17 protein-coding genes and 1 tRNA gene are annotated in these 24,204 nt (G+C 69.5%); 12 read left to right on the top strand and 6 right to left on the bottom strand.

All coding sequences use genetic code 11. The features are described from left to right. Positions 1-70 precede the first annotated feature (70 nt). The 8 genes from STSP_RS31345 to STSP_RS31380 all read left to right on the top strand — a co-directional run bounded on the left by STSP_RS31345 (position 71) and on the right by STSP_RS31380 (position 8,704). Entirely contained in the window at positions 71-1,237 is a 1,167-nt protein-coding gene (locus STSP_RS31345; protein WP_067284394.1) for an inositol-3-phosphate synthase, read from the top strand. Then, positions 1,234-2,319, top strand: a complete 1,086-nt coding sequence (locus STSP_RS31350; RefSeq protein WP_067284395.1) for an SCO3242 family prenyltransferase — start codon at positions 1,234-1,236, stop codon at positions 2,317-2,319. Before STSP_RS31345 ends, STSP_RS31350 begins: the two co-directional genes overlap by 4 nt. After that, positions 2,316-3,230, top strand: a complete 915-nt coding sequence (locus STSP_RS31355) for a sugar phosphate isomerase/epimerase family protein (protein ID WP_067284396.1) — start codon at positions 2,316-2,318, stop codon at positions 3,228-3,230. Before STSP_RS31350 ends, STSP_RS31355 begins: the two co-directional genes overlap by 4 nt. Continuing rightward, complete coding sequence (locus tag STSP_RS31360; RefSeq protein ID WP_408646389.1) at positions 3,227-3,988, top strand: EboA domain-containing protein; 762 nt, start codon at positions 3,227-3,229, stop codon at positions 3,986-3,988. Before STSP_RS31355 ends, STSP_RS31360 begins: the two co-directional genes overlap by 4 nt. Further along, positions 3,988-4,848, top strand: a complete 861-nt coding sequence (locus STSP_RS31365) for a TatD family hydrolase (protein ID WP_067284397.1) — start codon at positions 3,988-3,990, stop codon at positions 4,846-4,848. The genes STSP_RS31360 and STSP_RS31365 overlap by 1 nt, the downstream gene beginning before the upstream one ends. 3 nt (positions 4,849-4,851) lie before the next feature. Further along, positions 4,852-6,021 (top strand): metabolite traffic protein EboE, encoded by a 1,170-nt coding sequence (gene eboE / locus STSP_RS31370; protein WP_067284398.1) that lies wholly within the window; start codon positions 4,852-4,854, stop codon positions 6,019-6,021. Beyond that, a complete protein-coding gene (locus tag STSP_RS31375) occupies positions 6,018-7,415 on the top strand; it encodes a nucleotide pyrophosphatase/phosphodiesterase family protein (protein WP_067284399.1) in 1,398 nt (465 codons plus the stop codon). The genes eboE and STSP_RS31375 overlap by 4 nt, the downstream gene beginning before the upstream one ends. A 122-nt stretch (positions 7,416-7,537) precedes the next feature. Next, a complete protein-coding gene (locus tag STSP_RS31380; RefSeq protein ID WP_067284400.1) occupies positions 7,538-8,704 on the top strand; it encodes a sugar phosphate isomerase/epimerase family protein in 1,167 nt (388 codons plus the stop codon). Positions 8,705-8,942: 238 nt separating this feature from the next. Here STSP_RS31380 and STSP_RS31385 read toward each other — a convergent pair whose 3' ends face one another. From STSP_RS31385 to STSP_RS31400, 4 genes are all read right to left on the bottom strand, one after another. Continuing rightward, complete coding sequence (locus STSP_RS31385) at positions 8,943-10,331, bottom strand: OFA family MFS transporter (protein ID WP_067284401.1); 1,389 nt, start codon at positions 10,329-10,331, stop codon at positions 8,943-8,945. A gap of 163 nt (positions 10,332-10,494) precedes the next feature. Beyond that, positions 10,495-12,627: an acetate--CoA ligase family protein gene (locus STSP_RS31390; RefSeq protein WP_067284402.1), complete on the bottom strand. Its 2,133-nt coding sequence runs from the start codon at positions 12,625-12,627 to the stop codon at positions 10,495-10,497. Between the two features lie 3 nt (positions 12,628-12,630). Continuing rightward, positions 12,631-13,890: a formyl-CoA transferase gene (gene frc / locus STSP_RS31395; protein ID WP_067284403.1), complete on the bottom strand. Its 1,260-nt coding sequence runs from the start codon at positions 13,888-13,890 to the stop codon at positions 12,631-12,633. Positions 13,891-13,913: 23 nt separating this feature from the next. Then, positions 13,914-15,599 (bottom strand): thiamine pyrophosphate-binding protein, encoded by a 1,686-nt coding sequence (locus tag STSP_RS31400; protein WP_067284404.1) that lies wholly within the window; start codon positions 15,597-15,599, stop codon positions 13,914-13,916. Positions 15,600-15,844: 245 nt separating this feature from the next. On the opposite strand from STSP_RS31400, the gene sucC reads away from it, so the two are divergent. The 4 genes from sucC (at position 15,845) to STSP_RS31420 (ending at position 20,019) form a co-directional block, all read left to right on the top strand. Continuing rightward, positions 15,845-17,023: an ADP-forming succinate--CoA ligase subunit beta gene (gene sucC, locus STSP_RS31405; protein WP_067284405.1), complete on the top strand. Its 1,179-nt coding sequence runs from the start codon at positions 15,845-15,847 to the stop codon at positions 17,021-17,023. Positions 17,024-17,035: 12 nt separating this feature from the next. Further along, entirely contained in the window at positions 17,036-17,920 is an 885-nt protein-coding gene (gene sucD, locus STSP_RS31410; protein ID WP_067284406.1) for a succinate--CoA ligase subunit alpha, read from the top strand. Between the two features lie 208 nt (positions 17,921-18,128). Beyond that, positions 18,129-19,685: an aldehyde dehydrogenase family protein gene (locus STSP_RS31415; protein WP_067284407.1), complete on the top strand. Its 1,557-nt coding sequence runs from the start codon at positions 18,129-18,131 to the stop codon at positions 19,683-19,685. Between the two features lie 246 nt (positions 19,686-19,931). After that, positions 19,932-20,019, top strand: a tRNA-Leu gene (locus tag STSP_RS31420). A 338-nt stretch (positions 20,020-20,357) separates the two neighbouring features. On the opposite strand, the gene STSP_RS31430 is transcribed toward STSP_RS31420, so the two are convergent. Both STSP_RS31430 and STSP_RS31435 read right to left on the bottom strand, forming a co-directional pair. Then, positions 20,358-23,360: a CHAT domain-containing protein gene (locus STSP_RS31430; RefSeq protein ID WP_067284409.1), complete on the bottom strand. Its 3,003-nt coding sequence runs from the start codon at positions 23,358-23,360 to the stop codon at positions 20,358-20,360. Further along, positions 23,345-24,091: a hypothetical protein gene (locus STSP_RS31435; protein WP_067284410.1), complete on the bottom strand. Its 747-nt coding sequence runs from the start codon at positions 24,089-24,091 to the stop codon at positions 23,345-23,347. The genes STSP_RS31430 and STSP_RS31435 overlap by 16 nt, the downstream gene beginning before the upstream one ends. Positions 24,092-24,204: the final 113 nt, after the last annotated feature.

Genomic DNA, 24,204 nt, shown 5'->3' on the forward strand with positions numbered 1-24,204 from the left:
CCGACTGTGTCGCCTGCATCCGCTTCTCCTCTCATTCGCTGCCCCGTCCTTGTCGTCAAGGAGGCTGTCCATGCCCGCCGAACCTTCCGCTCCCCGACCGCGTACCGGCGTGTGGCTAGTCGGAGCGCGCGGTTCCGTGGCCACCACCGTGATCGTGGGATGTGCCGCCGTGGCCGCCGGTCTGCACCCGGCCACCGGCATGGTGACCGAGACGGCGCCGTTTGCCGACTGCGGCCTGCCGCCGCTCGCGTCCCTCGTCCTCGGCGGGCATGACACGGTGGACTGCCCCCTGCCCAAGCGCGCGGAGGCGCTGGTAGCCGGGGGAGTGCTGCCGCACGGGCTGCCGTCGGCGGTACACGGTGAGGTGGCCGCCGCCGACCGGGAGATCCGCACCGGCGGACCCCTGCCCGGCGACACCCGGTCCGACGAGGAACTCATCGAGTCCTTCGCGGCGGACATACGGGATTTCGTACGCCGGGGCGGCCTGGCTCGCGCCGTCGTGGTGAACGTCGCGTCGACGGAGCCGGTGGCGATGGCGTCGGTCGCGACGGGGTCGGTCGCGACGGGGTCCGGGTCCGGTCTTCCCGCCAGCTCGCTGTACGCGGCGGCGGCCCTGCGGGCGGGCTGCCCGTACGTCAACTTCACCCCATCGACCGGCCTGCACCACCCCTTGCTGCGCGCGGCGGCCTCGGCCTCGGGTCTGCCGTACGCGGGCCGCGACGGCAAGACCGGGCAGACGCTGCTCCGGTCCGTGCTGGGACCGATGTTCGCGCAGCGTGCCCTGGCCGTACGCGCCTGGTCCGGGACCAACCTGCTCGGCGGTGGTGACGGCGCGGCCCTGGCCGACCCGGGTGCGGCCGCCGCGAAGAACGCCGGCAAGGAGCGCGTCCTCACCGACACACTCGGCTCGGCCCCCGAAGGCGAGGTGCACATCGACGACGTACCGGCCCTCGGCGACTGGAAGACAGCCTGGGATCACATCGCCTTCGACGGCTTCCTCGGCTCCCGGATGGTGCTCCAGACCATCTGGCAGGGCTGCGACTCCGCCCTCGCCGCACCCCTCGTACTCGACCTGGCCCGCCTGACCGCCCGCGCCCACGAAGCCGGCCTGTCCGGCCCCCTGCCCGAGCTCGGCTTCTACTTCAAGGATCCGGACCCGGGCTCGCCGTCGGCACTCGCGGAGCAGTACGCGGCGCTGGTCGGGTTTGCCGGACGGCTGCGGACGGCGGCGCGATGAGCCCGCGCGTCCGAGCCTGGGCAGAACTCCTCCGCGTCCCCGCCCTGTTCACGGTGCCGGGAGACGCCCTCGCGGGCGCCGCCGCGGCCGGCGCCCGGCCCGATCGCCGCACGCTTCTCGCCATCTGTTCCTCCCTGTGTCTGTACGAGGCGGGCATGGCTCTCAACGACTGGGCCGACCGCGCCGAGGACGCCGTCGAACGCCCGCACCGCCCACTGCCGTCCGGCCGCATCAGCCCTGGCGCGGCGCTGGCGGCGGCGGGTGGCCTCACCGTCGCGGGCCTCGCCCTGGCCGGGCGCGCCGGACGACCCGCACTGGCGGTCGCCGGGACCCTCGCCACCACGGTCTGGGCCTACGACCTGGGCCTGAAGCGAACGGCCGCCGGTCCCGTGGCCATGGCGGTGGCCCGAGGCCTCGACCTCGCGCTGGGCGCGGCAGCCACGGCTCCGGGCGGCGGCCGGTGCCGCGCAGCCCTCCCCTCCGCGACGGTCCTCGGCGCACACACCCTCGCGGTGACGGCCGTGTCCCGCCGTGAGGCTCAGGGCGGCTCCTCCGCGGCACCGCTCGCGGCGCTGGCGACGACGCTGCTGCTGGCGTGGACAGCCGGTCGCAGCACCACCGGTCGTACCACCCCGGAACTCCCGGCAGGCCGACGGACAGAAGCCGCCCTCCGCCTGCCGGGCTCCAGCCTCTCCGGACCGAACCGCGCCACGACGCCGAACCGCGCCACGGCGCTGAACCGCAGCACGGCGACCGGCAACACCGCGACCGGCAGCACTGTGACCGGCAGAACTACCGCCAGCAGAAGGGCGACCGACAGAACGGCCACCGACAGAACGACGACTGCCCTCCAGGGCGCCCTCGGCGCGGCCTATGCCGCGACCGCCGCCCGCCCCCTTCTCCACGCCGTCCTCAACCCGTCTCCGCCGCTCACACAACGGGCCGTCGGGAGCGGCATCCGCGCCATGATCCCGCTCCAGGCAGCGCTCGCCGCACGCGGCGGCGGACTCCGTACCGCACTGCTGACCGCCGTCCTGGCCCCGGCCGCCCGGAGGTTCGCACGGAAGGTGAGCGTGACATGAGCCCAGCCACTCTCCGTTTCGGATACGGCACCAACGGCCTCACCGACCTGCGGCTCGCCGACGCCCTCGGTCTGCTCGCAGACCTCGGATACGACGGCGTCGGGCTGACCCTCGACCACATGCACCTGGATCCGCTCGCCCCCGACCTGACCGCGCGCACCCGCGAGGTGGCCCGCCGTCTGGACCGGCACGGACTGGGCGTGACGATCGAAACCGGCGCCCGGTACGTGCTCGACCCGCGCCGCAAGCACGGCCCCTCCCTCCTCGACCCGGACCCGGACGGCCGTGCCGCACGCACCCGGCTGCTCACCCTCGCCGTCCGGATCGCCGCCGACCTCGGTGCGCACGCGGTGCACTGCTTCAGCGGCGTCACACCCGAGAACACGTCCGACGACCTCGCGTGGCAACGGCTCACCGAGGCCTTCGGCCCCGTACTGGACGCCGCCAGCGCCGCGGGGATCCCGCTCGCCGTCGAACCCGAGCCGGGCCACCTTGTCGCCACGCTCGCCGACTTCCACCGCCTGCGGCAGGCACTCGGCGATCCCGAAGCCCTCGGCCTCACGCTCGACATCGGCCACTGCCAGTGCCTGGAACCCGAACCGCCCGCCGACTGCATCCGGGCCGCGGCACCCTGGCTGCGGCACGTCCAGATCGAGGACATGCGCCGCGGTGTCCATGAACACCTCCCGTTCGGGGACGGGGAGATCGACTTCCCGCCCGTACTCGAAGCCCTGGCCGCCACCGGCTACCAGGGACTCACCGTCGTCGAACTGCCCCGCCACTCCCACGCCGGCCCACGCCTCGCCGAGGAGTCGCTCGACTTCCTGCGCCGCGCCGCGCCCGACGCAGCACGGGCTGCCCCGGCTCGAGCCCGGGCTGATGGGGCCGCACTGGAAGGGAGCACGCCGTGACGCATCACCCCACTCACTCGGCCCACCCACACGGCAACGACGCGGGCCTGACCACCACCCCGGTCCGCGGCCGCGCCGAGTCGCCCGGGGCCGTGCCACCCGCCATCGCCACGCTCCACGCCCGGCTCGACGCCGCACTCTCCGGAGATGCCCGGGCCTGGCTCGACCAGGCACTCGCCGAAGCCGCCGGCCACCAGGACGAGGCGCCTGAAGGGCCCCTGTCGCTCTGGGAGGTGCGCTTCGCCGAAGCCGGGCGCCGCTGCGGCCCCGAGTACGCCGACGCCGTCCGCCTGCTCCTCCTCCAGGCCGCAGGCCCCGGTCCCGCCACCCTCAGCCGCATCTACGCCCAGGGCACCGCCGCCGAACGCCGCGCCGTCCTGCACGCGCTACCCCACCTCGTCACCGGCCCGGCGGCCCTGCCGCTCGTCGAAGACGCCCTGCGCACCAATGACACGCGCCTGGTCGCCGCCGCCGTCGGCCCGTACGCCGCCGAACACCTGGACGCCCACAACTGGCGGCACGCCGTCCTCAAGTGCCTGTTCACTGGTGTCTCCGTGGACACGGTGGCCGGACTGGCGGAGCGCGCCCGAGCCGACACGGAACTGGCCCGCATGCTCGCCGACTACGCGAACGAACGCACCGCCGCAGGCCGCCCCGTACCCGAGGACCTGCACCGCGTCCTGTGCCTGACCGGCCGCCCGGCCCTTTCGACCACCCCCTCGGCCCCGTCCACAGCTCCGACCGGCGAGGAGTCCTGATGCGCATCTTCGACCCCCACATCCATATGACGTCACGGACCACCGACGATTACGAGGCCATGTACGCGGCGGGCGTACGCGCCGTCGTCGAGCCTTCGTTCTGGCTGGGCCAGCCCCGCACCTCGCCGGCCTCCTTCATCGACTACTTCGACTCCCTCCTCGGCTGGGAACCCTTCCGCGCCGCCCAGTACGGCATCGCCCACCACTGCACGCTCGCCCTCAACCCCAAAGAGGCGAACGACCCCCGCTGCAGCCCCGTGCTCGACGTGCTGCCCCGGTATCTCGTCAAGGACAACGTCGTCGCCGTGGGCGAGATCGGCTATGACTCCATGACGCCAGCCGAGGACACCGCACTCGCCGCGCAGCTGCAGCTCGCCGCCGACCACGGGCTGCCCGCCCTGGTGCACACGCCGCACCGCGACAAGCTCGCCGGATTGCGGCGCACCCTGGACCTCGTACGCGAGTCCGCCCTGCCGCCGGAGCGGGTGCTCATCGACCACCTCAACGAGACCACGGTCCGGGAAGCCAAGGACGCGGGCTGCTGGCTCGGCTTCTCCGTCTATCCCGACACCAAGATGGACGAGGAGCGGATGGTCGCCGTGCTGGAGCAGTACGGGCCCGAGAAGGTGCTGGTCAACTCCGCCGCCGACTGGGGCCGAAGCGACCCCCTCAAGACCCGCAAGGTGGGTGACGCCCTCGTCAAGGCCGGGTTCGGTGAGGACTATGTCGACCAGGTGCTGTGGCGCAACCCCGTCGCCTTCTACGGACTGAGTGGCCGCCTCACCCTCGACGTCCCGCAGCCCGACGCCACCCACGAGGGCAACTCCATCCTGCGCGGCACCCCGAAGACGGAGGCGTGAGCCATGCGCTTCCGGCACCCCAACGGCACCACCGTCCACCTCGCCTACTGCACCAACGTGCACCCCGCCGAGACCCTCTACGGCGTCCTCGCCCAACTGCGTGATCACTGCGAACCCGTCCGCAAGCGTCTCGGCCGCGACCGGCTCGGCATCGGCCTGTGGCTCGCCAAGGACGCCGCTCGCACTCTGGTCACCGACCCCGCGGCGCTGCGGGGCCTGCACTCCGAACTCGACCGGCGCGGCCTGGAAGTGGTCACCCTCAATGGTTTCCCGTATGAAGGATTCGGGGCCGAGGAGGTCAAGTATCGCGTCTACAAGCCGGACTGGGCCGACCCCGAACGTCTCTCCCACACCACCGACCTGGCCCGCCTGCTCGCCCAGCTGCTGCCCGACGACGTCACCGAGGGCAGCATCTCCACACTCCCGATCGCCTGGCGCACCGCGTATGACACGACTCGGGCGGAGACCGCCCGCAGCGCCCTCCAGACCCTCGCCGAACGACTCGACGCACTCGAGGAGCTGACCGGCCGCTCCATCCGCATCGGGCTCGAGCCCGAGCCCGGCTGCATCGTCGAGACCACCGCCGACGCCATCGCACCCCTCACCGCCGTCGGACACGACCGCATCGGCGTCTGCATCGACACCTGCCATCTCGCCACCTCCTTCGAAGATCCGCACACCGCACTGGATGCGCTGGCCGCCGCCCGCATCCCCGTGGTCAAGTCACAGCTCTCCGCCGCCCTGCACGCCGAACACCCCTGTCTCCCCGACGTACGCGAGGCCCTCGCCGCCTTCGACGAGCCCCGCTTCCTGCACCAGGCCCGCGCCCACACTCCGGCCGCACTGCACGGCACCGACGACCTGGGTGAGGCCCTCGCCGGACACGCGCTGCCCGATGCCGTCCCGTGGCGCGCCCACTTCCACGTCCCCCTGCACGCGGCCCCCGCCGCGCCACTCACCTCCACTCTTCCCCTGCTCCGGGACACGCTGGCCCGGCTGGTCGGCGGCCCGCACCCGCTCACCCGCCATCTCGAGGTCGAGACCTACACCTGGCAGGCCCTGCCGCTCGAGCTGCGCCCCCGCAGCCGGGCCCAGCTCGCCGACGGCATCGCCGCCGAACTCACCCTGGCCCGCGACCTCCTGACGGACCTAGGCCTGAAGGAACTCCCGTGACCCAACGACCGGAACGCCCCGGCCCGACTCCCCTCCTCGTTCTGGACGTGGTCGGCCTCACCCCGCGCCTCCTCGAGCACATGCCCCGCCTGAGCGCGCTGGGGCAGGCCGGCTCCCAGGCCGCACTCGGCACCGTCCTGCCCGCCGTCACCTGCGCGGCCCAGTCCACCTTCCTGACCGGCACCACCCCCGCCGAGCACGGCATCGTCGGCAATGGCTGGTACTTCCGTGAACTGGGCGAAGTCCTCCTGTGGCGCCAGCACAACGGCCTCGTCGCCGGCGACAAACTGTGGGACGCCGCCCGCCGGGCCCACCCCGGCTACACGGTCGCCAATATCTGCTGGTGGTACGCCATGGGCGCAGACACCGACATCACCGTCACCCCCCGTCCTGTCTATTACGCCGACGGCCGCAAAGAACCCGACTGCTACACCCGGCCCCCGGCACTGCACGACGAACTCACCGAGAAGTTCGGCACGTTCCCGCTCTTCCACTTCTGGGGCCCTGGCGCGGACCTCGTCTCCAGCCGCTGGATCATCGACGTCACCCGGCACATCATTCGCACCCGCCGTCCCGATCTGACCCTGTGCTACCTCCCCCACCTCGACTACGACCTGCAGCGCTACGGCCCCGACGACCCCCGAAGCCACCAGGCCGCCGCCGACCTGGACGCGGCCCTCACCCCCCTTCTCGACGACGCCCACGCCGAAGGCCGCACCGTCGTCGCTCTCTCCGAGTACGGCATCACCCGCGTCAGCCGTCCCGTCGACATCAACCGCGCCCTGCGCCGGGCCGGCCTGCTCGACGTGCACACCCAGGACGGCATGGAATACCTCGACCCGATGGCCTCCCGCGCCTTCGCCGTCGCGGACCACCAGATCGCGCACGTCTACGTCCGCCGGTCCGAGGACCTGGACGCCACACGCGCAGCTCTCCAGGACCTGCCCGGTATCGCCGAACTCCTCGACGACGAAGGCAAGAAGGCACACCACCTCGACCATCCGCGTGCCGGTGAACTCGTCGCCATCGCCGAACCGGACGCCTGGTTCACGTACTACTACTGGCTCGACGACACCCACGCGCCCGACTTCGCGCAGCTCGTCGAGATCCACCGCAAACCCGGCTACGACCCCGCCGAGCTCTTCATGGATCCCCTCGACCCCTATGTCAGGGTGAAGGCCGCCGGAGCGCTGGCCCGCAAGAAACTCGGCATGCGCTACCGCATGGCGGTCGTGCCCCTGGACCCGTCACCTATTCGAGGCAGCCACGGCCGCCTCCCCGTGAGCGACGACGACGGTCCACTCATCATGTGCTCCACCCCCCATGCCGTCGGCGACCGAGTTGCGGCCACCGGCGTGAAATCCCTGCTGCTCGACCTGGCCGGCCTCGCATGACAAGCAACTGAGCCATTGCAGAAAGTGAAACACGCGCCGCTGACAACGCGTCCGGCACGCGGAGGAGCAGCAGACCGTTCGGCACCCGTTCGACCCGAACACCGACTCGAAAGAGAGACACCGTGACCGCATTCAACGACGAATCCGGAACCGGCGACGTCCTGCGTCGCGCTCTCGGCGTCAGCCGCCGCCGATTCCTGAGCACCTGCACGGCCGCAGCGACCGCGGCAATCGCCGCACCCGTCTTCGGCGCCTCACCAGCCATGGCTCAGGACGCTCAGGACCAGGGAAGAGGTGACGACCGGGGCGGAGACGTCCTCGTCCCCGCCGCCAGGCGCGGAATCATCCTCTACACCGTCCGCGATGCGGTAGGCCGCGATCCCCTCTCCACCGACCTGCCCTCCGGCTTCCGCGAGGTCTTCAAGGAGCTCGCGCGGTACGGCTACCGGCAGGTGGAGTTCGCCGGATACAACCAGCACGCCAACGCCCCGGGCGGCGCCAGCCTGGAGTCCGTCGAGGGCGCCAAGCTGCTGCGCTCCTGGCTCGACGAATACGGTCTCAGGGCGCAGGGCAACCACGGCTTCATCCCGCCCTCCTGGCCGCTCACCACACCCGACCTGGACACCTTCAAGAAACACCTGGAGATCGCGAACATCCTCGGCTTGGGGCACATGGGCACCGGTGGAGACCCCACCGGGAGCGCCTACCGGGCGGACTGGGACGTGGCCGCCGACAAGTGGAACACGCTCGGGGAGATCGCCCGCCGCGAGGGCATCAAGCTGTACACCCATAACCACGACGCGGCCTACGCCTTCCTGATCGACGGAGGGCCGCTGGACGCCCAGGGCCGCCCGACCCGCAGCTCCGGGATCCGCAAGCTGGAGTACTTCCTCGAGATCACCGATCCGAACCTCGTCTGGCTGGAGATGGACGTCTTCTGGGCGCATGTAGCCCAGTACAAGTTCCACACCTACACGGCCCACGACGGATCGACGCAGGAGAACGTCTTCGATCCGGCGGGGCTCGTCGCCCGCAACAACAAGCGCTATCCGCTCTTCCACGCCAAGGACGGCACCGTCAACACCACGAACGGGATGGGCTACGACATGGTCCCGTTCGGTACCGGCGTCATCGACTACGCCACGTTCTTCTCGCGCGTCGACGCCAGAAATTACCACAACCCGATGGTCGAGCAGGACAACGCCCCGAGCTCCACCGACCTCGGGCAGTCGCTGAAGCACGCGAAGATCGGCTACGACAACCTCGCGGCCCTGCGCAAAAAGCGCTGATGCTGCGCGCTTGAGCATTCGGGCGGCTGAGGACGAGGAGCGCCTACGGACGAATCACCGAAGCGCCTGAACGAATGGACCCCAGCTCACACAGCGGCCTCCCCGCGGCGAGAAGCCGCGGGGAGGCCGCTGCGTTTCCGGGACCGCTACGGAAGGTGCGCCGATGTCGGCCATACCGGTCCCCTATGAGCCGGACAACCCCACCCACCTTGGCGCCGTCCGGCTGTCCGGTTGTCCGTCAGGCCATCTCCTCGCCGAGAGGCCGCGGGTTCGGCACGATGCGCTTGGACCTGGGCCTGCCGGGCGGGTGCAGGAACAGGGCGACGACGGCCGCGAAGAGGGAGATCGAACCGGCCAGGACGAACGCGCCGGAGTAGTCCCAGGCGCCGACCACGACGGCGCCCATGCCGGAGCCGAGCAGGCCCGACACCAGCTTCGACGAGTACACCAGGCCGTAGTTGGAGGCGTTGTTGTTCTCACCGAAGTAGTCGGCGGTCATCGCGGCGAACATCGGGAAGATGGCGCCCCCGCCGAAGCCGGAGATGGACGAGAACAGCAGGAACAGCGGCAGGTTGCCGATGTTCCCGGAGAACAGGATGCCGTACTGCGACAGTCCGAGGACGATGCAGACGAAGATCAGGCACTGCTTGCGGCCGTAACGGTCGGAGAGCCAGCCGATGACACCGCGGCCCGTGCCGTTCACGATCGCCTTCAGGGACATCGCGGTCGCCACGATGCCGCCCGCGAAGCCCGCCTCGTTGCCGAAGGGCACCTGGAAGGCGATACCGAAGATGTTCACGCCGGAGGTGCACAGCAGACAGAACCACATGAGGGCCACGCGGCCGGTCTTCCACGCCTCCAGGGGGGTGTACTGGTGCACGGCCGGAGGGTTCTTCTCCAGCGCGCGCCGGGCACGTGCGTCGTCCGGCTTCTTCAGCGGGTCGACGTCGGCCGGCCACCAGTTCTTCGGCGGGTCGCGGAAGAAGTGACCCGACACCGCCACGACCGCTGCCAGGAAGAGGCCCACCGAGACGAGCACCCAGCGGAAGTTGGTGAGGTCCATGTAACCGGTGAAGAGGAAGACGAACGGCACCGAGCCGTAGGCGAAACCGCCGTTCACGAAGCCCGTCTTGCCGCCCTTGCGCTCCGGGTACCACTTGGCGACCATGTTCACGCAGGTCGCGTAGACCATGCCCGCGCCCATGCCGCTGAACATGCCGAAGCCGATGTACGCGACGATCACATGCGGCGCGAACGCGAGCGAGAGATACCCCAGAAGCGTGCCGAGCGCGCCGAGCATCATCGCCCAGCGGGCCGGAAGTTTGCCGCTCTCCCGTAGCTTTCCTGCCGGGAAGGCCACCGCGGCCTGGAAGAAGACCCAGACGCCCAGCATCCAGAAGATGTGTCCACTGCTCCAGCTGTGCGCCGTGTGCAGTGTGTCCTCGGCGGACGCGAAGGCGTACTCCGCCGAGCTGATGCCCATCATGCCGACCCACGGCAGGATGACCATCCACTTGCGCTTGCGGCCCATGATGTCGATGTCGGTCTCACCGATGCGGTAGACGCGTCCGTTCGCGTCGGCCACTTCTCGGTACGGAACCGACGTGGGCAGATCGGTGGTTGTCATGTCGTGTCGCACCCCTTGCGTCGAAAGTTCTGGCCAGCGCCCCCTGTCCAATTCCTTTCGTGCGCGTTCGGGTCCCGGGTCCGGCCGGCGCGCACCGCCGGCCGGACCCTCCCTCGGTCACCTCATCGACCGCCCCCCAACAACTCCGTCGCTCCCCCGCGCGTCACAGCCGTCCCGCCGCCCGCGCCCAGCGGTACTTCGCACCGAGTACGGCCACCGGCTTCTCCGTCGTGTACGGGTACGCCACGACGCCCCGCTCGAAGAGATAGGCGCACGCCTCCTCGACCTCGACGTCGCCCGCGAGCGAGGCCACGACCGGCTTCTCGATGCCGCGCTCCCGGAACTCGGCCACCACGCGCGCGGTGAGCTCCGCGAAGACCATCGGCGGCGTGACGATGGTGTGCCAGTAGCCCAGGATCAGCGAGTGGATCCGCGGGTCCTCGAGACCGAGCCTGATCGTCGCCTCATACGTCGACGGGGGCTCGCCGCCCGTGATGTCCACCGGGTTGCCCGCGGCTCCGAAGGGCGGGATGAACGTCCGGAAGGCCGCGTCCAGGTCGGACGGGATCTCCATGAGCTTCAGCCCGTTGTCGGTCACCGCGTCCGACAGCAGCACGCCCGACCCGCCCGCACCCGTGATGATCACGACGTTGTCGCCCTTGGGCGTCGGCAGTACCGGCAGCGCACGCGCGTACTCCAGCATCTCGTTGAGGCCGGGTGCCCTGATCACGCCGGCCTGCCGGAGGATGTCGTCGTACACGGCGTCATCGCCCGCCAGCGCGCCCGTGTGGGAGCCCGCGGCCTTGGCCCCCGCCGCGGTACGGCCCGCCTTGAGGACCACGACCGGCTTCTTCGGGACGGTCACGCGGGCGGCCTCCACGAAGGCGCGGCCGTCCTTGAGGTCCTCCAGGTGCATCGCGATGCACTGGGTGTTGGGGTCCTCGCCGAACCAGGTGAGCAGGTCGTCCTCGTCGAGGTCCGACTTGTTGCCGAGCCCCACGATCGCCGACACACCCGTCTTGGTGGCCCGTGCGAAGCCGAGGATGGCCATGCCGATGCCGCCCGACTGCGAGGTCAGCGCAACGCCGCCCTTGACGTCGTACGGCGTGCAGAACGTGGCGCACAGGTCCTGCCACGTCGAGTAGTAGCCGTAGATGTTCGGGCCGAGGAGGCGCACCCCGTAGCGCTCACCGACCGCCACGATCTCGTCCTGCAGCTCATGCTCGCCGGTCTCCGCGAAACCGGAGGGGATCAGCACCGCGTTGGGAATCCCCTTGCGCCCCACCTCCTCCAAGGCCGCGGCCACGAACTTGGCGGGGATCGCGAAGACCGCCACATCCACCTCACCCGGGACGTCGGTGACACTCTTGTACGCCTTGCGGCCCAAGATGTCATCGGACTTGGGGTTCACCGGGTGGATCTCTCCGGAGAAGCCGCCGTCGATGAGGTTGCGCATCACCGAATTGCCGATCTTGCCCTGCTCGTTGGAGGCACCGATCACGGCGACCGAACGGGGCTGCATCAGCCGGCGCATCGACGTGAGCATCTCCGCGCACGTGTAGGTGCGCCGCTGCTTCATCTCTCCCTCGGAGAGGATGACGCGGATGTCCGCGGCGACCGCACCCTCAGGGGTGGCGATCACCGGGTTGAGATCCACCTCGGCGATCTCCGGGAAGTCGGTGACCAGTTGCGAGACGCGGCGGATCTGCTCGGCGATGGCCCACCGGTCGACGGGCTGGGCGCCGCGCACACCGCGCAGGATCTCCGCGGCCCGGATCGAGTCGAGCATGGACACGGCCTCGTCGGCGTCGACCGGGGCGAGCCGGAAGGTGACGTCCTTGAGGACCTCTACGAGCACGCCGCCGAGCCCGAAGGCGATGACCTTCCCGAACGTCGGATCGGTCACCGCGCCGACGATGACCTCCTGGCCCTGCGGCAGCAGCTCCTGCACCTGCACGCCCTCGATACGGGCCTCTGGCGCGTACGCGCGGGCGTTCTCGATGATCTCGCGGAACGCGGCCCGGACGTCCACCGCTCCCTGCACCCCGACGATCACGCCGCCGGCATCGGTCTTGTGCAGGATGTCGGGGGAGACGATCTTCATGACGACCGGTCCGTTGAAGCGCGCGGCGAACGCCACAGCCTCGTCGACGTCCGTCGCCAGTTCCTCGCCCGGAACGGCGATCCCGTACGCGTCCGCGATCACCTTGCCCTCGGGCGCGGTCAGCGCGGTACGGCCCGCGGCCCGCACGGCGTCGAGGAGCGTCCGCACACGCAGCACGCGGTCTTCGGCCATCAATCAGATCACTCCGTTCGACTTGAGCAGGCGCAGCTCCTCGTGGCCGAGGCCGAGCTCGCCGATGTAGACCTCTTCGTTGTGCTCGCCGAGCAGCGGCGAACTGACCACCTCGACGGGCGAGTCGGAGAGCTTCAGCGGGGATCCGACGGTGGTGAAGGTGCCGCGCTCCGGGTGGCTGACCTCGACAACCATCTCGTTCGCGGCCAGCGACGCGTCCTCGATGATCTCCTTGGTGGACAAGATCGGGCCGCACGGGATGTTGTGCGCGTTGAGCTTCTCCAGCACCTCCCACTTGGGGAGCGTTGCCGACCACTCCTCGATGAGCTGGAACATCTTGTTGAGCTTGGGCAGCCGTGACTCAGGCGTCGCCCATTCGGGGTCGTCGGCGAGTTCGGGACGCCCGATGAGCTCGGTGATCGGCTTCCAGCCGACGGGCTGCACGATGACGTACACGTAGTCGTTCGGCCCGCCCGGCGCGCACTTGACCGCCCAGCCCGGCTGACCGCCGCCGGACGCGTTTCCCGAGCGGGGAACTTCGTCGCCGAAGTCCTCGTTGGGATATTCAGCCAGCGGCCCGTGCGCCAGGCGCTGCTGGTCCCGCAGCTTCACCCGGCACAGATTCAGCACCGCATGCTGCATGGCCACGTTCACGCGCTGCCCGCGCCCCGTACTCACCCGCTGGTACAGGGCGGCGAGGATCGCGGCCACGGTGTGGATGCCGGTGCCCGAGTCGCCGATCTGCGCGCCCGTCGCGAGCGGCGGCCCGTCCTCGAAGCCCGTGGTCGACATGGAGCCGCCCATGGCCTGAGCCACGACCTCGTACGCCTTGAAGTTGGTGTACGGACCGTCACCGAAACCCTTGATGGAGGCATAGACGATACGCGGATTGATCTCCTGGATGCGTTCCCAGGTGAACCCCATGCGGTCCACGGCACCAGGGCCGAAGTTCTCGACCATGACGTCCGAGCGCCGGATCAGCTCGGTGAGGAGTTCCTTGCCGCGCTCGGTCTTGGTGTTGAGGGTGATGCTCCGCTTGTTGCAGTTGAGCATCGTGAAGTAGAGCGAGTCGACGTCCGGCAGATCGCGCAGCTGCTTGCGCGTGATGTCGCCGGTCGGCGCCTCCAGCTTGATCACGTCGGCGCCGAGCCAGGCAAGGAGCTGCGTGGCCGAGGGCCCGGACTGGACGTGCGTCATGTCGAGGACGCGAATGCCGTCGAGAGCCTTCGTCGGCCTGTTCGCCGTGGTCGCCTTCTCTGTCATGGCTTGAGTCATGGCGGGGCCCCTCACTTGTACATGGTCTGGTTCATGGTTCCGGGGGCGTACGCGTCCGGGTCGACCCACACGTTGATCAGCGAGGGCTTGCCGGACTCGCGGGCCCGCCGCAGCGCAGGACCGATGTCGGCCGGGTCGCGCACCTCCTCGCCGTAACCGCCGAGCATCTGGGCGAACTTGTCGTAGTGGACGTCGCCGAGCGTGTTGCCGACGCGCTCGCGCTCCTCGCCGTACTTGGCCTTCTGGCCGTAACGGATCTGGTTCATCGAGGAGTTGTTGCCGACGATGCCGACGAAGGGGAGGTTGTAGCGGACGAGGGTCTCGAAGTCCCAGCCGGTGAGCGAGAAGGCGCCGTCGCCGAAGAGCGCCACGACCTCTTTGTCGGGCCGTGCCTGCTTGGCGGCGAGGACGAACGGAACACCGACGCCGAGGGTGCCCAGCGGACCCGGGTCCATCCAGTGGCCCGGCGACTTGGGCTGCACGACCTGCCCGGAGAAGGTGACGATGTCGCCGCCGTCGCCGATGTAGATCGAGTCCTCGGTGAGGAAGTCGTTGATCTCGCTGACCAGGCGGTACGGGTGGATGGGTGAGGCGTCTGACTTGAGGCTCGGCAGGCGCTTCTCGATCGCCGTCTGTTCGGCGGCCCGCAGCTCGTCCATCCACTCCTTGCGCTTGGACCCCCCTCCGTTGATGCGGCCCGAGGCGGCCTCCGTCACCGACTTCAGGATCAGCCCCGCGTCACCCACGATCCCCAGGTCGATGTCCCGGTTCTTGCCGACCGTGCGGTAGTCGAGGTCGATCTGTACGACGGTCGCGGTGGGGGAGAGGCGCTTGCCGTACCCCATCCGGAAGTCGAACGGGGTGCCGACGATGACGATGACATCGGCGTTGGTGAAGGCGTACCGGCGGGACAGCTGGAAGTGGTGCGGGTCGCCGGGCGGCAGGGTGCCGCGGCCCGCGCCGTTCATATAGGCCGGGATGTTGAGGGTCCGTACGAGTTCGATGGCGGCCTCGGTCCCGCGGGTGGTCCACACCTGGCTGCCGATCAGGATGGCCGGCTTCTCGGCGTGCACCAGCAGATCGGCGAGCTTCTCGATGGCCTCGGGGTCGCCGGCCGAGCGGGTCGAGGCCCGGTAGTGCCCGGCCTTGGGGATCCGGGCCTTCTCCACCGGCACCTTGGCGTCGAGCACATCGCGCGGGATCTCCAGGAAGGACGGGCCCGGAGCGCCGTGGTAGCACTCGCGGAAGGCCATGGACACCATGTCGGCCGCGCGCGCCGTGTCCGGCACGGTCGCGGCGAACTTCGTGATGGGCGTCATCATGTCGACGTGCGGGAGGTCCTGCAGCGACCCCATCTTGTGCTGCGTGTGCGCCCCTTGGCCGCCGATGAGCAGCATGGGGGACTCCGCGCGGAAGGCGTTGGCGACACCGGTGACGGCGTCCGTCGTGCCGGGCCCGGCGGTGACGACGGCGCAGCCGGGCTTCCCGGTGATGCGCGCGTAACCGTCGGCGGCATGGGCGGCCACCTGTTCGTGACGTACGTCGACGACCTCTATGCCTTCGTCCACGCAGCCGTCGTAGATGTCGATGATGTGGCCGCCGCAGAGTGTGTAGATGACCTCCACTCCCTCTGCCTTGAGTGCCTTGGCGACCAGGTGCCCACCGGAGATGAGGTTCTGGCTGTTGTCGTCGGGCATGGCGAAGTCCTGTCCCTTCGTAGGGGAGTTGGGAGAACGGATGCGCTGCTCCTGGGTGCGGTTGAGTGCCGTTGCGATAGATTGCATACAGTCTACGAATACTGTATGAAGCTTGTTATCCCGCATCCGGTGGGTGGTGTCCAGGGGGCGTGCGGCACTTTTCACGGACCAGCCGAGGACCAGTCGGGGGCCATGACGGGCAGCAGTCGTTGCTGCCCGAAAGGCCACGGCAGTCAGGAGCCGAGATGGATCTGTACGAGCATCAGGCAAGGGAACTCTTCGAGGAATACGGCATCTTGGTGCCGAAGGCCGAGGTCACGGACTCGCCCACAGGGGCACGTGAGAGCGCGCGCCGCCTCGGCGGCCGCGTCGTCGTCAAGGCCCAGGTGAAGACGGGCGGCCGCGGCAAGGCGGGCGGCGTGAAGCTAGCGGCCGACCCGGCCGCCGCCGAACTGACGGCACGCCAGATCCTCGGCATGGACATCAAGGGCCACACCGTGCACAAGGTGATGCTGGCCCAACCGGTCGACATTGACGGCGAGTTCTACGTCTCATACGTACTCGACCGCGCGAGCGGAAGCTTCCTCGCGATCGCCTCCGCCGAGGGCGGCATGGAGATCGAGGAGGTCGCCGCAACCCGGCCCGAGGCCGTGGCGCGCATCCCGATCGACCCGGCCGAGGGCGTCACCACGGCGAAGGCCGCGCAGATCGCCGAAGCCGGGGGACTGCCACCGCAGACGGTGGACGTCCTGGTCAGGCTCTGGCAGGTGCTGACCCGAGAGGACGCACTCCTCGTCGAGGTCAACCCCCTCGTCCGGACCGCACAAGGCCAGATCCTCGCTCTGGACGGCAAGGTCACCCTCGACGACAACGCCCGCTTCCGTCAGTCGCGATGGGGCTCCGAGCCGACGGAACACGACGAGGACCCGCTCGAGGCCGCGGCCGCCGCGAAGGGCCTCAACTACGTCAAGCTCGACGGGGAGGTCGGCATCATCGGCAACGGCGCGGGGCTCGTCATGTCGACCCTCGACGTCGTCGCCGGCTGCAGTGCACGGCCCGCCAACTTCCTCGACATCGGCGGCGGCGCGTCGGCGCAGGTCATGGCCGACGGACTGTCCGTGATCCTGTCCGACCCGGCCGTGAAGTCGGTGTTCGTCAACGTCTTCGGCGGAATCACCGCGTGCGACGCGGTCGCCGACGGCATCGTCCAGGCGCTGGACAGCGTGCACCTGACGAAGCCTCTGGTCGTACGCCTCGACGGCAACAACGCCGTCCGTGGACGGGCCATCCTCGACGGGCGCGCCCACCCGCTCGTCCAGCAGGCCACCACCATGGACGGCGCCGCACGCCGCGCCGCCGCCCTCGCCAACGCCACCGCAGGGAGCGCAGGCGTCGCAGGCACCGCAAGCATCTCGGGCAGCTGAAGGAGACGAGACATGGCGATCTACCTGACCCAGGAGAGCAAGGTCCTCGTCCAGGGCATGACCGGGGCCGAGGGCATGAAGCACACCCGCCGGATGCTGCAGGCCGGCACGAACGTCGTCGGCGGCGTCAACCCGCGCAAGGCGGGCCGCACGGTCGATTTCGACGACCGGGCCGTCCCCGTCTTCGGATCGGTACGCGAAGGCATCGAGGCGACTGGCGCCGACGTCACCGTCGTCTTCGTACCGCCCGCGTTCGCCAAGGCGGCCGTCATCGAGGCCGCCGACGCCGGCATCGGACTCGCCGTCGTCATCACCGAGGGCATCCCCGTCCACGACGCCGTGGCGTTCCACGCGTACGCACGCGCGCGTGGGACACGCATCATCGGCCCCAACTGCCCGGGCCTGATCACTCCCGGGCAATCCAACGCGGGCATCATCCCCGCCGACATCACCAAACCCGGCCGGATCGGACTGGTGTCCAAGTCCGGCACGCTCACCTACCAGCTGATGTACGAGCTCCGTGACATCGGCTTCTCCACGTGCGTCGGCATCGGCGGAGACCCCGTCATCGGCACCACGCACATCGACTGCCTGGCCGCGTTCCAGGACGACCCCGACACGGACCTCATCGTGCTGATCGGCGAGATCGGCGGCGACGCGGAAGAGCGGGCGGCCGCGTACGTACGCGACCACGTCACCAAACCCGTCGTCGCGTACATCGCCGGTTTCACCGCACCGGAAGGCAAGACGATGGGGCACGCGGGAGCGATCGTCTCCGGTTCCTCCGGCACCGCCCAGGCGAAGAAGGAGGCGCTCGAGGCGGCCGGGGTCGCAGTGGGCAGTACGCCGACCGAGACGGCGCGACTGGTGCTCGCGCGACTCGACTCCGAGCGCTGAGCGGGTCGACACCGAGCACTGAGCCGGTCGATACCGAGCGCTGAGCCGGAACCGGAAAGTGAGCGTGACGTCACTCATAGTTGAGGCATGGCCCCTGCCAGGGTCCATGTCACGTCACCACCGTCACCGATACGTACGTGGCTCCGCAGGAGACGCCCGTATGAGCCATGCCACCGCCCCGACTGTGCACCGTGAGCGGAGAAACCGAATGGCACCCACCCTCACCCCCGACACCCTCACCCTCAAGTCCCGAACGTCCTGGGACGACGCCTGGCAGCGTTGCCTGGCCGTCGCCCCTGAGGCCTTCCGGGACGACCGTGTCCTCAACCTCTGGGGCGCCGCCTGGCAGGCGGACGGCCGGCCGCTGCCCGCCACCAGCCCCGTCGACGGGAGCCCTATCGCGGGCCCGCCGCGCCTCGACGCGGCGACGGCGGGGCAGGCCGTGCGGGCTTCGCTCGACCAGCACCGTGCCTGGCGGCACATCGCGCTCGACGAGCGGCGCGCCCGTGTCGCCGCCACCCTCGACGCCCTCACCCGGCACCGCGAACTGCTCGCCCTGCTCCTCGTCTGGGAGATCGGCAAGCCGTGGCGGCTCGCGCAGGCCGACGTCGACCGTGCGATCGACGGCGTCCGCTGGTACGTCGACGGCATCGAACCGATGCTCCAAGGCCGGGCCCCGCTGGACGGCCCGGTCTCCAACATCGCGAGCTGGAACTACCCGATGTCCGTGCTCGTTCACGCAATGCTGGTACAGGCACTGGCGGGCAACGCGGTCATCGCCAAGACCCCGACCGACGGCGGCGTCTCCTGCCTCACCCTGGCCTGCGCGCTCGCCGCCCGCGAAGGGATTCCCGTCACCCTCGTGAGCGGCAGCGGAGGCGAGCTCTCCGAAGCGCTGGTGCGCGCACCGGAGATCGGCTGCGTCTCCTTCGTCGGCGGCCGCGACACCGGCGCCGCGGTGGCCACAGCCGTCGCCGACCTCGGCAAGCGGCACATCCTTGAACAGGAAGGACTCAATACCTGGGGCATCTGGAACTACAGCGACTGGGACAAGCTGTCGGCCGTCATCCCGAAGCTCTTCGACTACGGCAAGCAGCGCTGTACGGCGTACCCGCGCTTCGTCGTGCAGCGGAGCCTGTTCGACGAGTTCCTCGCCGCGTACCTGCCGGCCGTCCGCACGATTCGCATCGGCCACCCGCTCGCGGTGGAGCAGCCCGGTGACCCGTTCCCCGAGCTGGACTTCGGGCCGCTGATCAACGCCGCGAAGGCGAAGGAACTGACCGACCAGGTCACCGAGGCCATCGACCGGGGAGCGGTGCCGCTGCATCGGGGCTCGCTCGCGGACGGGCGCTTCCTCCCCGGCCAGGACACCTCCGCGTACGTCCCGCCGGTGACCCTGCTCGGCCCGCCGCCGTCCTCTCCGCTGCACCACGCGGAGCCCTTCGGCCCGGTCGACACCATCGTCCTGGTCGACACCGAGGCCGAGCTGCTGGCGGCGATGAATGCGTCGAACGGTGCGCTGGTCGCCACCCTGTCGACCGACGACCCGGCGACATACGAGCGGCTGGCCCCGCAGATCCGCGCCTTCAAGATCGGCCAGGGCAAGCCGCGCTCGCGCGGTGACCGCGAGGAGCTGTTCGGCGGCTTCGGCGCGTCCTGGCGGGGCGCCTTCGTGGGCGGCGAGCTGCTGGTGCGGGCGGTGACGGGGGGACCGGGGGAGGAGAGGCTGCCGGGGAACTTCCCCGAGTACCACCTGATGCCGTGACGGCCTGAGACGTCCCGAGCTGATCACGTTGTGCCGTGACGGCGTAATGCCGTCACGGTGTGGAAGGCCCCACTCCAGACGGCGTTCGTAACCGTCACATCACTCACTGTGAGAGCCCGAGGCGGGATCCGAGCGATGGGTGAATCGCGAGCTCACTGCATCGATACGCAGGTGAAGGGCACTCCGAAACCTTGGTATTGTTGTCCATGTCGCCGCGGGGAACACCACGCGAACGACAGACACCTAGTCCGGGTGGCGGAATGGCAGACGCGCTAGCTTGAGGTGCTAGTGCCCTTTATCGGGCGTGGGGGTTCAAGTCCCCCCTCGGACACCAACTGAAACCCCTGTTGATCAGGGGTTTCTCGCTTTCCAGGGCTGTGGCGTGACCAACCACGTGACCAACAGCCTGGAGCTGCGACCTGTCGTCGTGTACACGCTCGATGACGATAGTTCTCGCGACGCTCGGTCCACCATGGAGCCGGAGTCGGCGGTCATGTCGCGTCGCGATGCCATGCGGGCCTCCGGCATCCAACTGCGCTTGCGAGGACTGGCCGCCCGGACGCGGATCTTGATGCGGCTGCGTTCGCTTTAGCTCATGACAGCGGGACGAACTTCCTCGAATCCCAGCGGACGGAAAGCACCTGTTCGTTCACCACGAGCCGGCGGCGTGGTTCATGGGCCGATATGTACGTGGGACGCCCAGAGGGAGGGGCGGTCGGGATGGCGGGCTCGGAGCTGAGATACCGCGTGGTGGAGCGCGTGAGCGGCACCAGTGCTCTGGTGAGTGGTCAGATACTGGTAGAAGGCTTCCGCCAAGCGGACGCTGGCCTGGTCCGTCACGGGCCAGAGACTTCCCACCAGGTGGCTGTAGCCGGCCAGTTGGAAGGCAGACAGCAGGTTCAGCGACTCGTCGGGGACATCGAGGCGGCTGCGGGCAGTACCGCAGGCGGACAGAAAGGCCAGACCTCCCTGTCCGGCGCGGGCGGTCGCGATGTCGCTGACGTGCAGCCTGCCGTCGTGCAGGACGAGGTGGCCTTCGTACTGGCGGTCGGCGTCGTAACCGGCATGGCTGGCGATGTGGATGATGTCGTGGTTCTGGAGTTCCGCCATCAGGCGCTTGCGCGTAGCGGCCTGTCCGCGGAGGAGGCGGGTGCCTGGCAGCATGCCGACGAGCACGGCGGCTTCCTCGTCGGCACCTGGGAGATCGGGAACTCCTGGAGCGTGCGGTACTGCGACCACCAGCGGCCGGTTCCCGGCGCTCGCCCGCCACGGGCGCGACCGGCCGAGTGCGTGAACCGTAGGGGTGTAGGAGGACGTCACCAGGTCGAAGGCGGAGCCTTCCTCGGGGTGCTCTGCCATGTGCAGGGGGAAGTAGGCGAGGAAACCGGTGGGACACCACCACAGTCGAGGTGGGCCGGCTGGGTCGTCCGCGCCGCTGCGAGGGAGGTCTCGTACGGCATTGAGGACGGGGCCGACTACGGCGTCCCAGAGAAGTGCCAGGCCGGACCGCAGTTCATGTTCGGCGAGAACCCGCTCGCTTGGGGAGCGGTCGGTGTCCAGTGCGAGTTCCGATCCGGTCAGGATGCTGGTGCCGAGTGCTCTGACGGTGTCTTTGGTGAGCCGGGGCAGAGGGAGACAACGGACACCGTTCTCCGTCACGATCAGTGCGTGGGAGCGGTCGCCGTCCGGGCCGGCGATGGGCACCACCACCGGGCCTGCCTTGCACGCTGCGAGGATCTCTTCGAGGCGCGGCGGCTGGAGGAACTCTTCGAATCCTGGTACCCGCCGGATCTCGCTTATCAGCCGTTGCCGCTTCTCGGCCAGTTGATGCCTTCGGTCGGCGTCCGGTGCGGCCTGCCATTCGCCCGGCAGGTTTTCAAGTGCGGTCGCCAGGTCGGGAGACTGGGCACGCAGCCGTTCCAAGTCCACCGCGATGGCTGCTGACTCTCCATGGATCAGCCCGCGCCCCTGTTCCAAGAGCTCCAGTGCCCGTTCGGGACGGCCCGTGGATATCAGGCACGCAGCGGACACCGTCGGGAGCGGCGCGAAGGCTGAGAGGCGGCGTGCCCGGTCGGCGTCCTGCCACTGCTGTGCGATGAGCTCCGGGAGGAGACGGACAGCGAGAGTCAGGTCCTCGGCAGCAGTGGCAGGGGCGTCGAGGGCGAGTGCCAGCTTGCCTGCGTTCCACGCGCCTTCCAGACGGTGGCGGACCGAGGCAGCGGAGGAGCCGGCCACTTCGCGCAACATCTGTGCCGCTTCGCGTGCGTCCGCAGGGTCGCCGAGATCCAGGTACCGGTTGTTGAGCCTGGCGCCGAGCATGAAGCGCCGCATTGCCTGCCGGAACGGGGTGTCTGCCGTGTTGACGGCCTTCCGCAGGATGGTCACCGCCTCGTCGAGGGCCTCGCGGTCCCCAGAGCGGGCGTAGAGGTCGGACAGGGCGGTAGCGAGTGCCTCCAGTACGACTCCGGTCGGATGGCCGGCGGAACTGTCGTATGCCTGTCGGGCGAGTCGCAGAGCCTCGTCGGTGTCGCCGGCCGCCTTGTCCTCGGATGGGGTGAGCTGGGCGCGCAGCCTCAGCCAGCGGCTGAGGTTGGCCGTCAGAGCGATGCGCAGTTCCAGTGGGGGTTCTGGGCCCCTCGTCGGGGCGAGTGCGGTGCGGCCGAGGTCGATGATCTCGTTCAGCGCCGCGGTATCGGTGAGCCCGCCGTCGAGCTCGGACAGCGTCTCGAGATGGAAGGCGAGGTTGTTGAGTTCTCGGCTGACAGCCGGATGCCCTGGCGGCAGTGCTGCGATCAGGGATCTGCTCAGGGCTACCGCTTCGCGCAGGGACTCGGTGTCGCTTGTTTCCTGGTACCGGAGGTGCAGCAGGCCGGCGAGGTTGGTGATGTGGTCGGGCCGATCCGGATGGTTGCCCGGCAGGCTCTCCAGAGCCTTGCGGGTCAAGCCGATGAGTTCGGCCAGCGCATCCGGGGTGTGCCGGGTCTCGTAGGCCACGCGCAGAGCGTCGCACAGCCGCGCCAGGTACTGGGCCTGCTCGGGGGTTCCGTCGGAGGATTCCGAGAACAGTCGCCGGGCCAGGCTGACTGCGGCTGTCATGGTGTCCGGAACGGCGTGGTGCTCATGCAGCAGGGTCAGGACGTGCACCAAGTTACTGGTAGCTCGGGCGCGTTCTGCGTCGATCTCGGCCATGACCATGCCGAGTTGCAGCACTGCGGCAGCAGCGAGCTGGGCCGTCCGGTCATGCGGTCCGGCTTCCTGCAGGAGGAAGCCCGCGAAGTCGCCCCAGCCCCGGACTTGGGGTGCACCCGGCTGGGGAGCGGGCGGAATGACGCGGCGTACGGTTCCCGGGACGGACTCCGGCTCGGCGTCCCGCAGCGGGGCGAACAGCGTGAGCATCAGCCGCAGGTCCCGGTCGTGCCGCGGGTTGTGCTGCGAGTCCGCCGCGGTGCGCAGCCAGAACAGCCAGCCGACCTGTTCGAGGAGACGCAGATGCGGCTGCACGTCCAGCTGCATGTTCCGGAGCACGCCGCGTACGGCGGCTTCCAGACAACCAGCGGCCTCCTGCTCTGCCTCGATCTCCAGCAGGACATGGGGGTCCCGGCTGGTGGAGTAGGTCGAGATCCGGCGGAGTACCGGGTTTGCACCGGGGCTTCCCGGGGTCAGGCCCTCCGGCATCGAAGCCACTCCTCTCGGCTTTCGTCCCAGACGAGCGTGCGGCCGTGGAGTTCGGTCTGATCCATGGCGGCCAGGTGGCGCAGGGCCTTCGCGGGGATGGGGTCCGGCACCACGAGGTGCAGATCCGACTCGGGATCAATCACGCTGAGGTACTCGGAGGCGGCGGGCGTCGAGGGATCGGCCACGGAAGTTGGTTCACCGCTTCCGCTTGGGGAGCGTCGCCGCAATCGGTCGCGCAAACTGGTGTAGGCCTCCTCGGCGGACTTCCCCACAAGGGCCTGCACGAAGGGAAGGACCACCGAAGTGGCGGCACTGCCCAGGATCATTGCCACCCACTCGGTCACGTCGCGTACGGCCGGGACCTCGATGGCCCCGCTCCGGGCGGAAAGCTCCGGAGGCCGAGGAATTTCAGCGGCGATCAGCACGGCAACTGCGGAGGTATCGCCGCTTCCGGAGACCTGTCGGCCGCGTCCTCCTGGCAACGAGATCTGCCAGTTGTCGTCGGCTTCGCTGTAACGAACGACGCAGTCGTGCGGCTCCTCCGGGTACAAAGGCGGATCGGCACGTAGCCACAACCACCCCATGTCACCGGTCCCGTCGCCGCTCTCGTCCCGGTAGACGTTCCTGCGCACCAGGCTGAAGCCCCGTGCGCGTAGAGCCTCGATCATCGCCGTGAGTTGTGCGTCCGCCCCTCGCAGCTCGACTGTCGCGTGGTCCTCTGAATCCAGCACACTCCTATTCTTTCCCCAACGGCCCCTGATTTCAGAGAACTTCGGCCAGTCGGTCGACGCACGCGCACTCGCCACCGCCATGATCGACCGGCTCCAGACCATAGAGCACAACC

It is taken from the genome of Streptomyces jeddahensis, from assembly GCF_001642995.1.
GTDB lineage: Bacteria > Actinomycetota > Actinomycetes > Streptomycetales > Streptomycetaceae > Streptomyces > Streptomyces jeddahensis.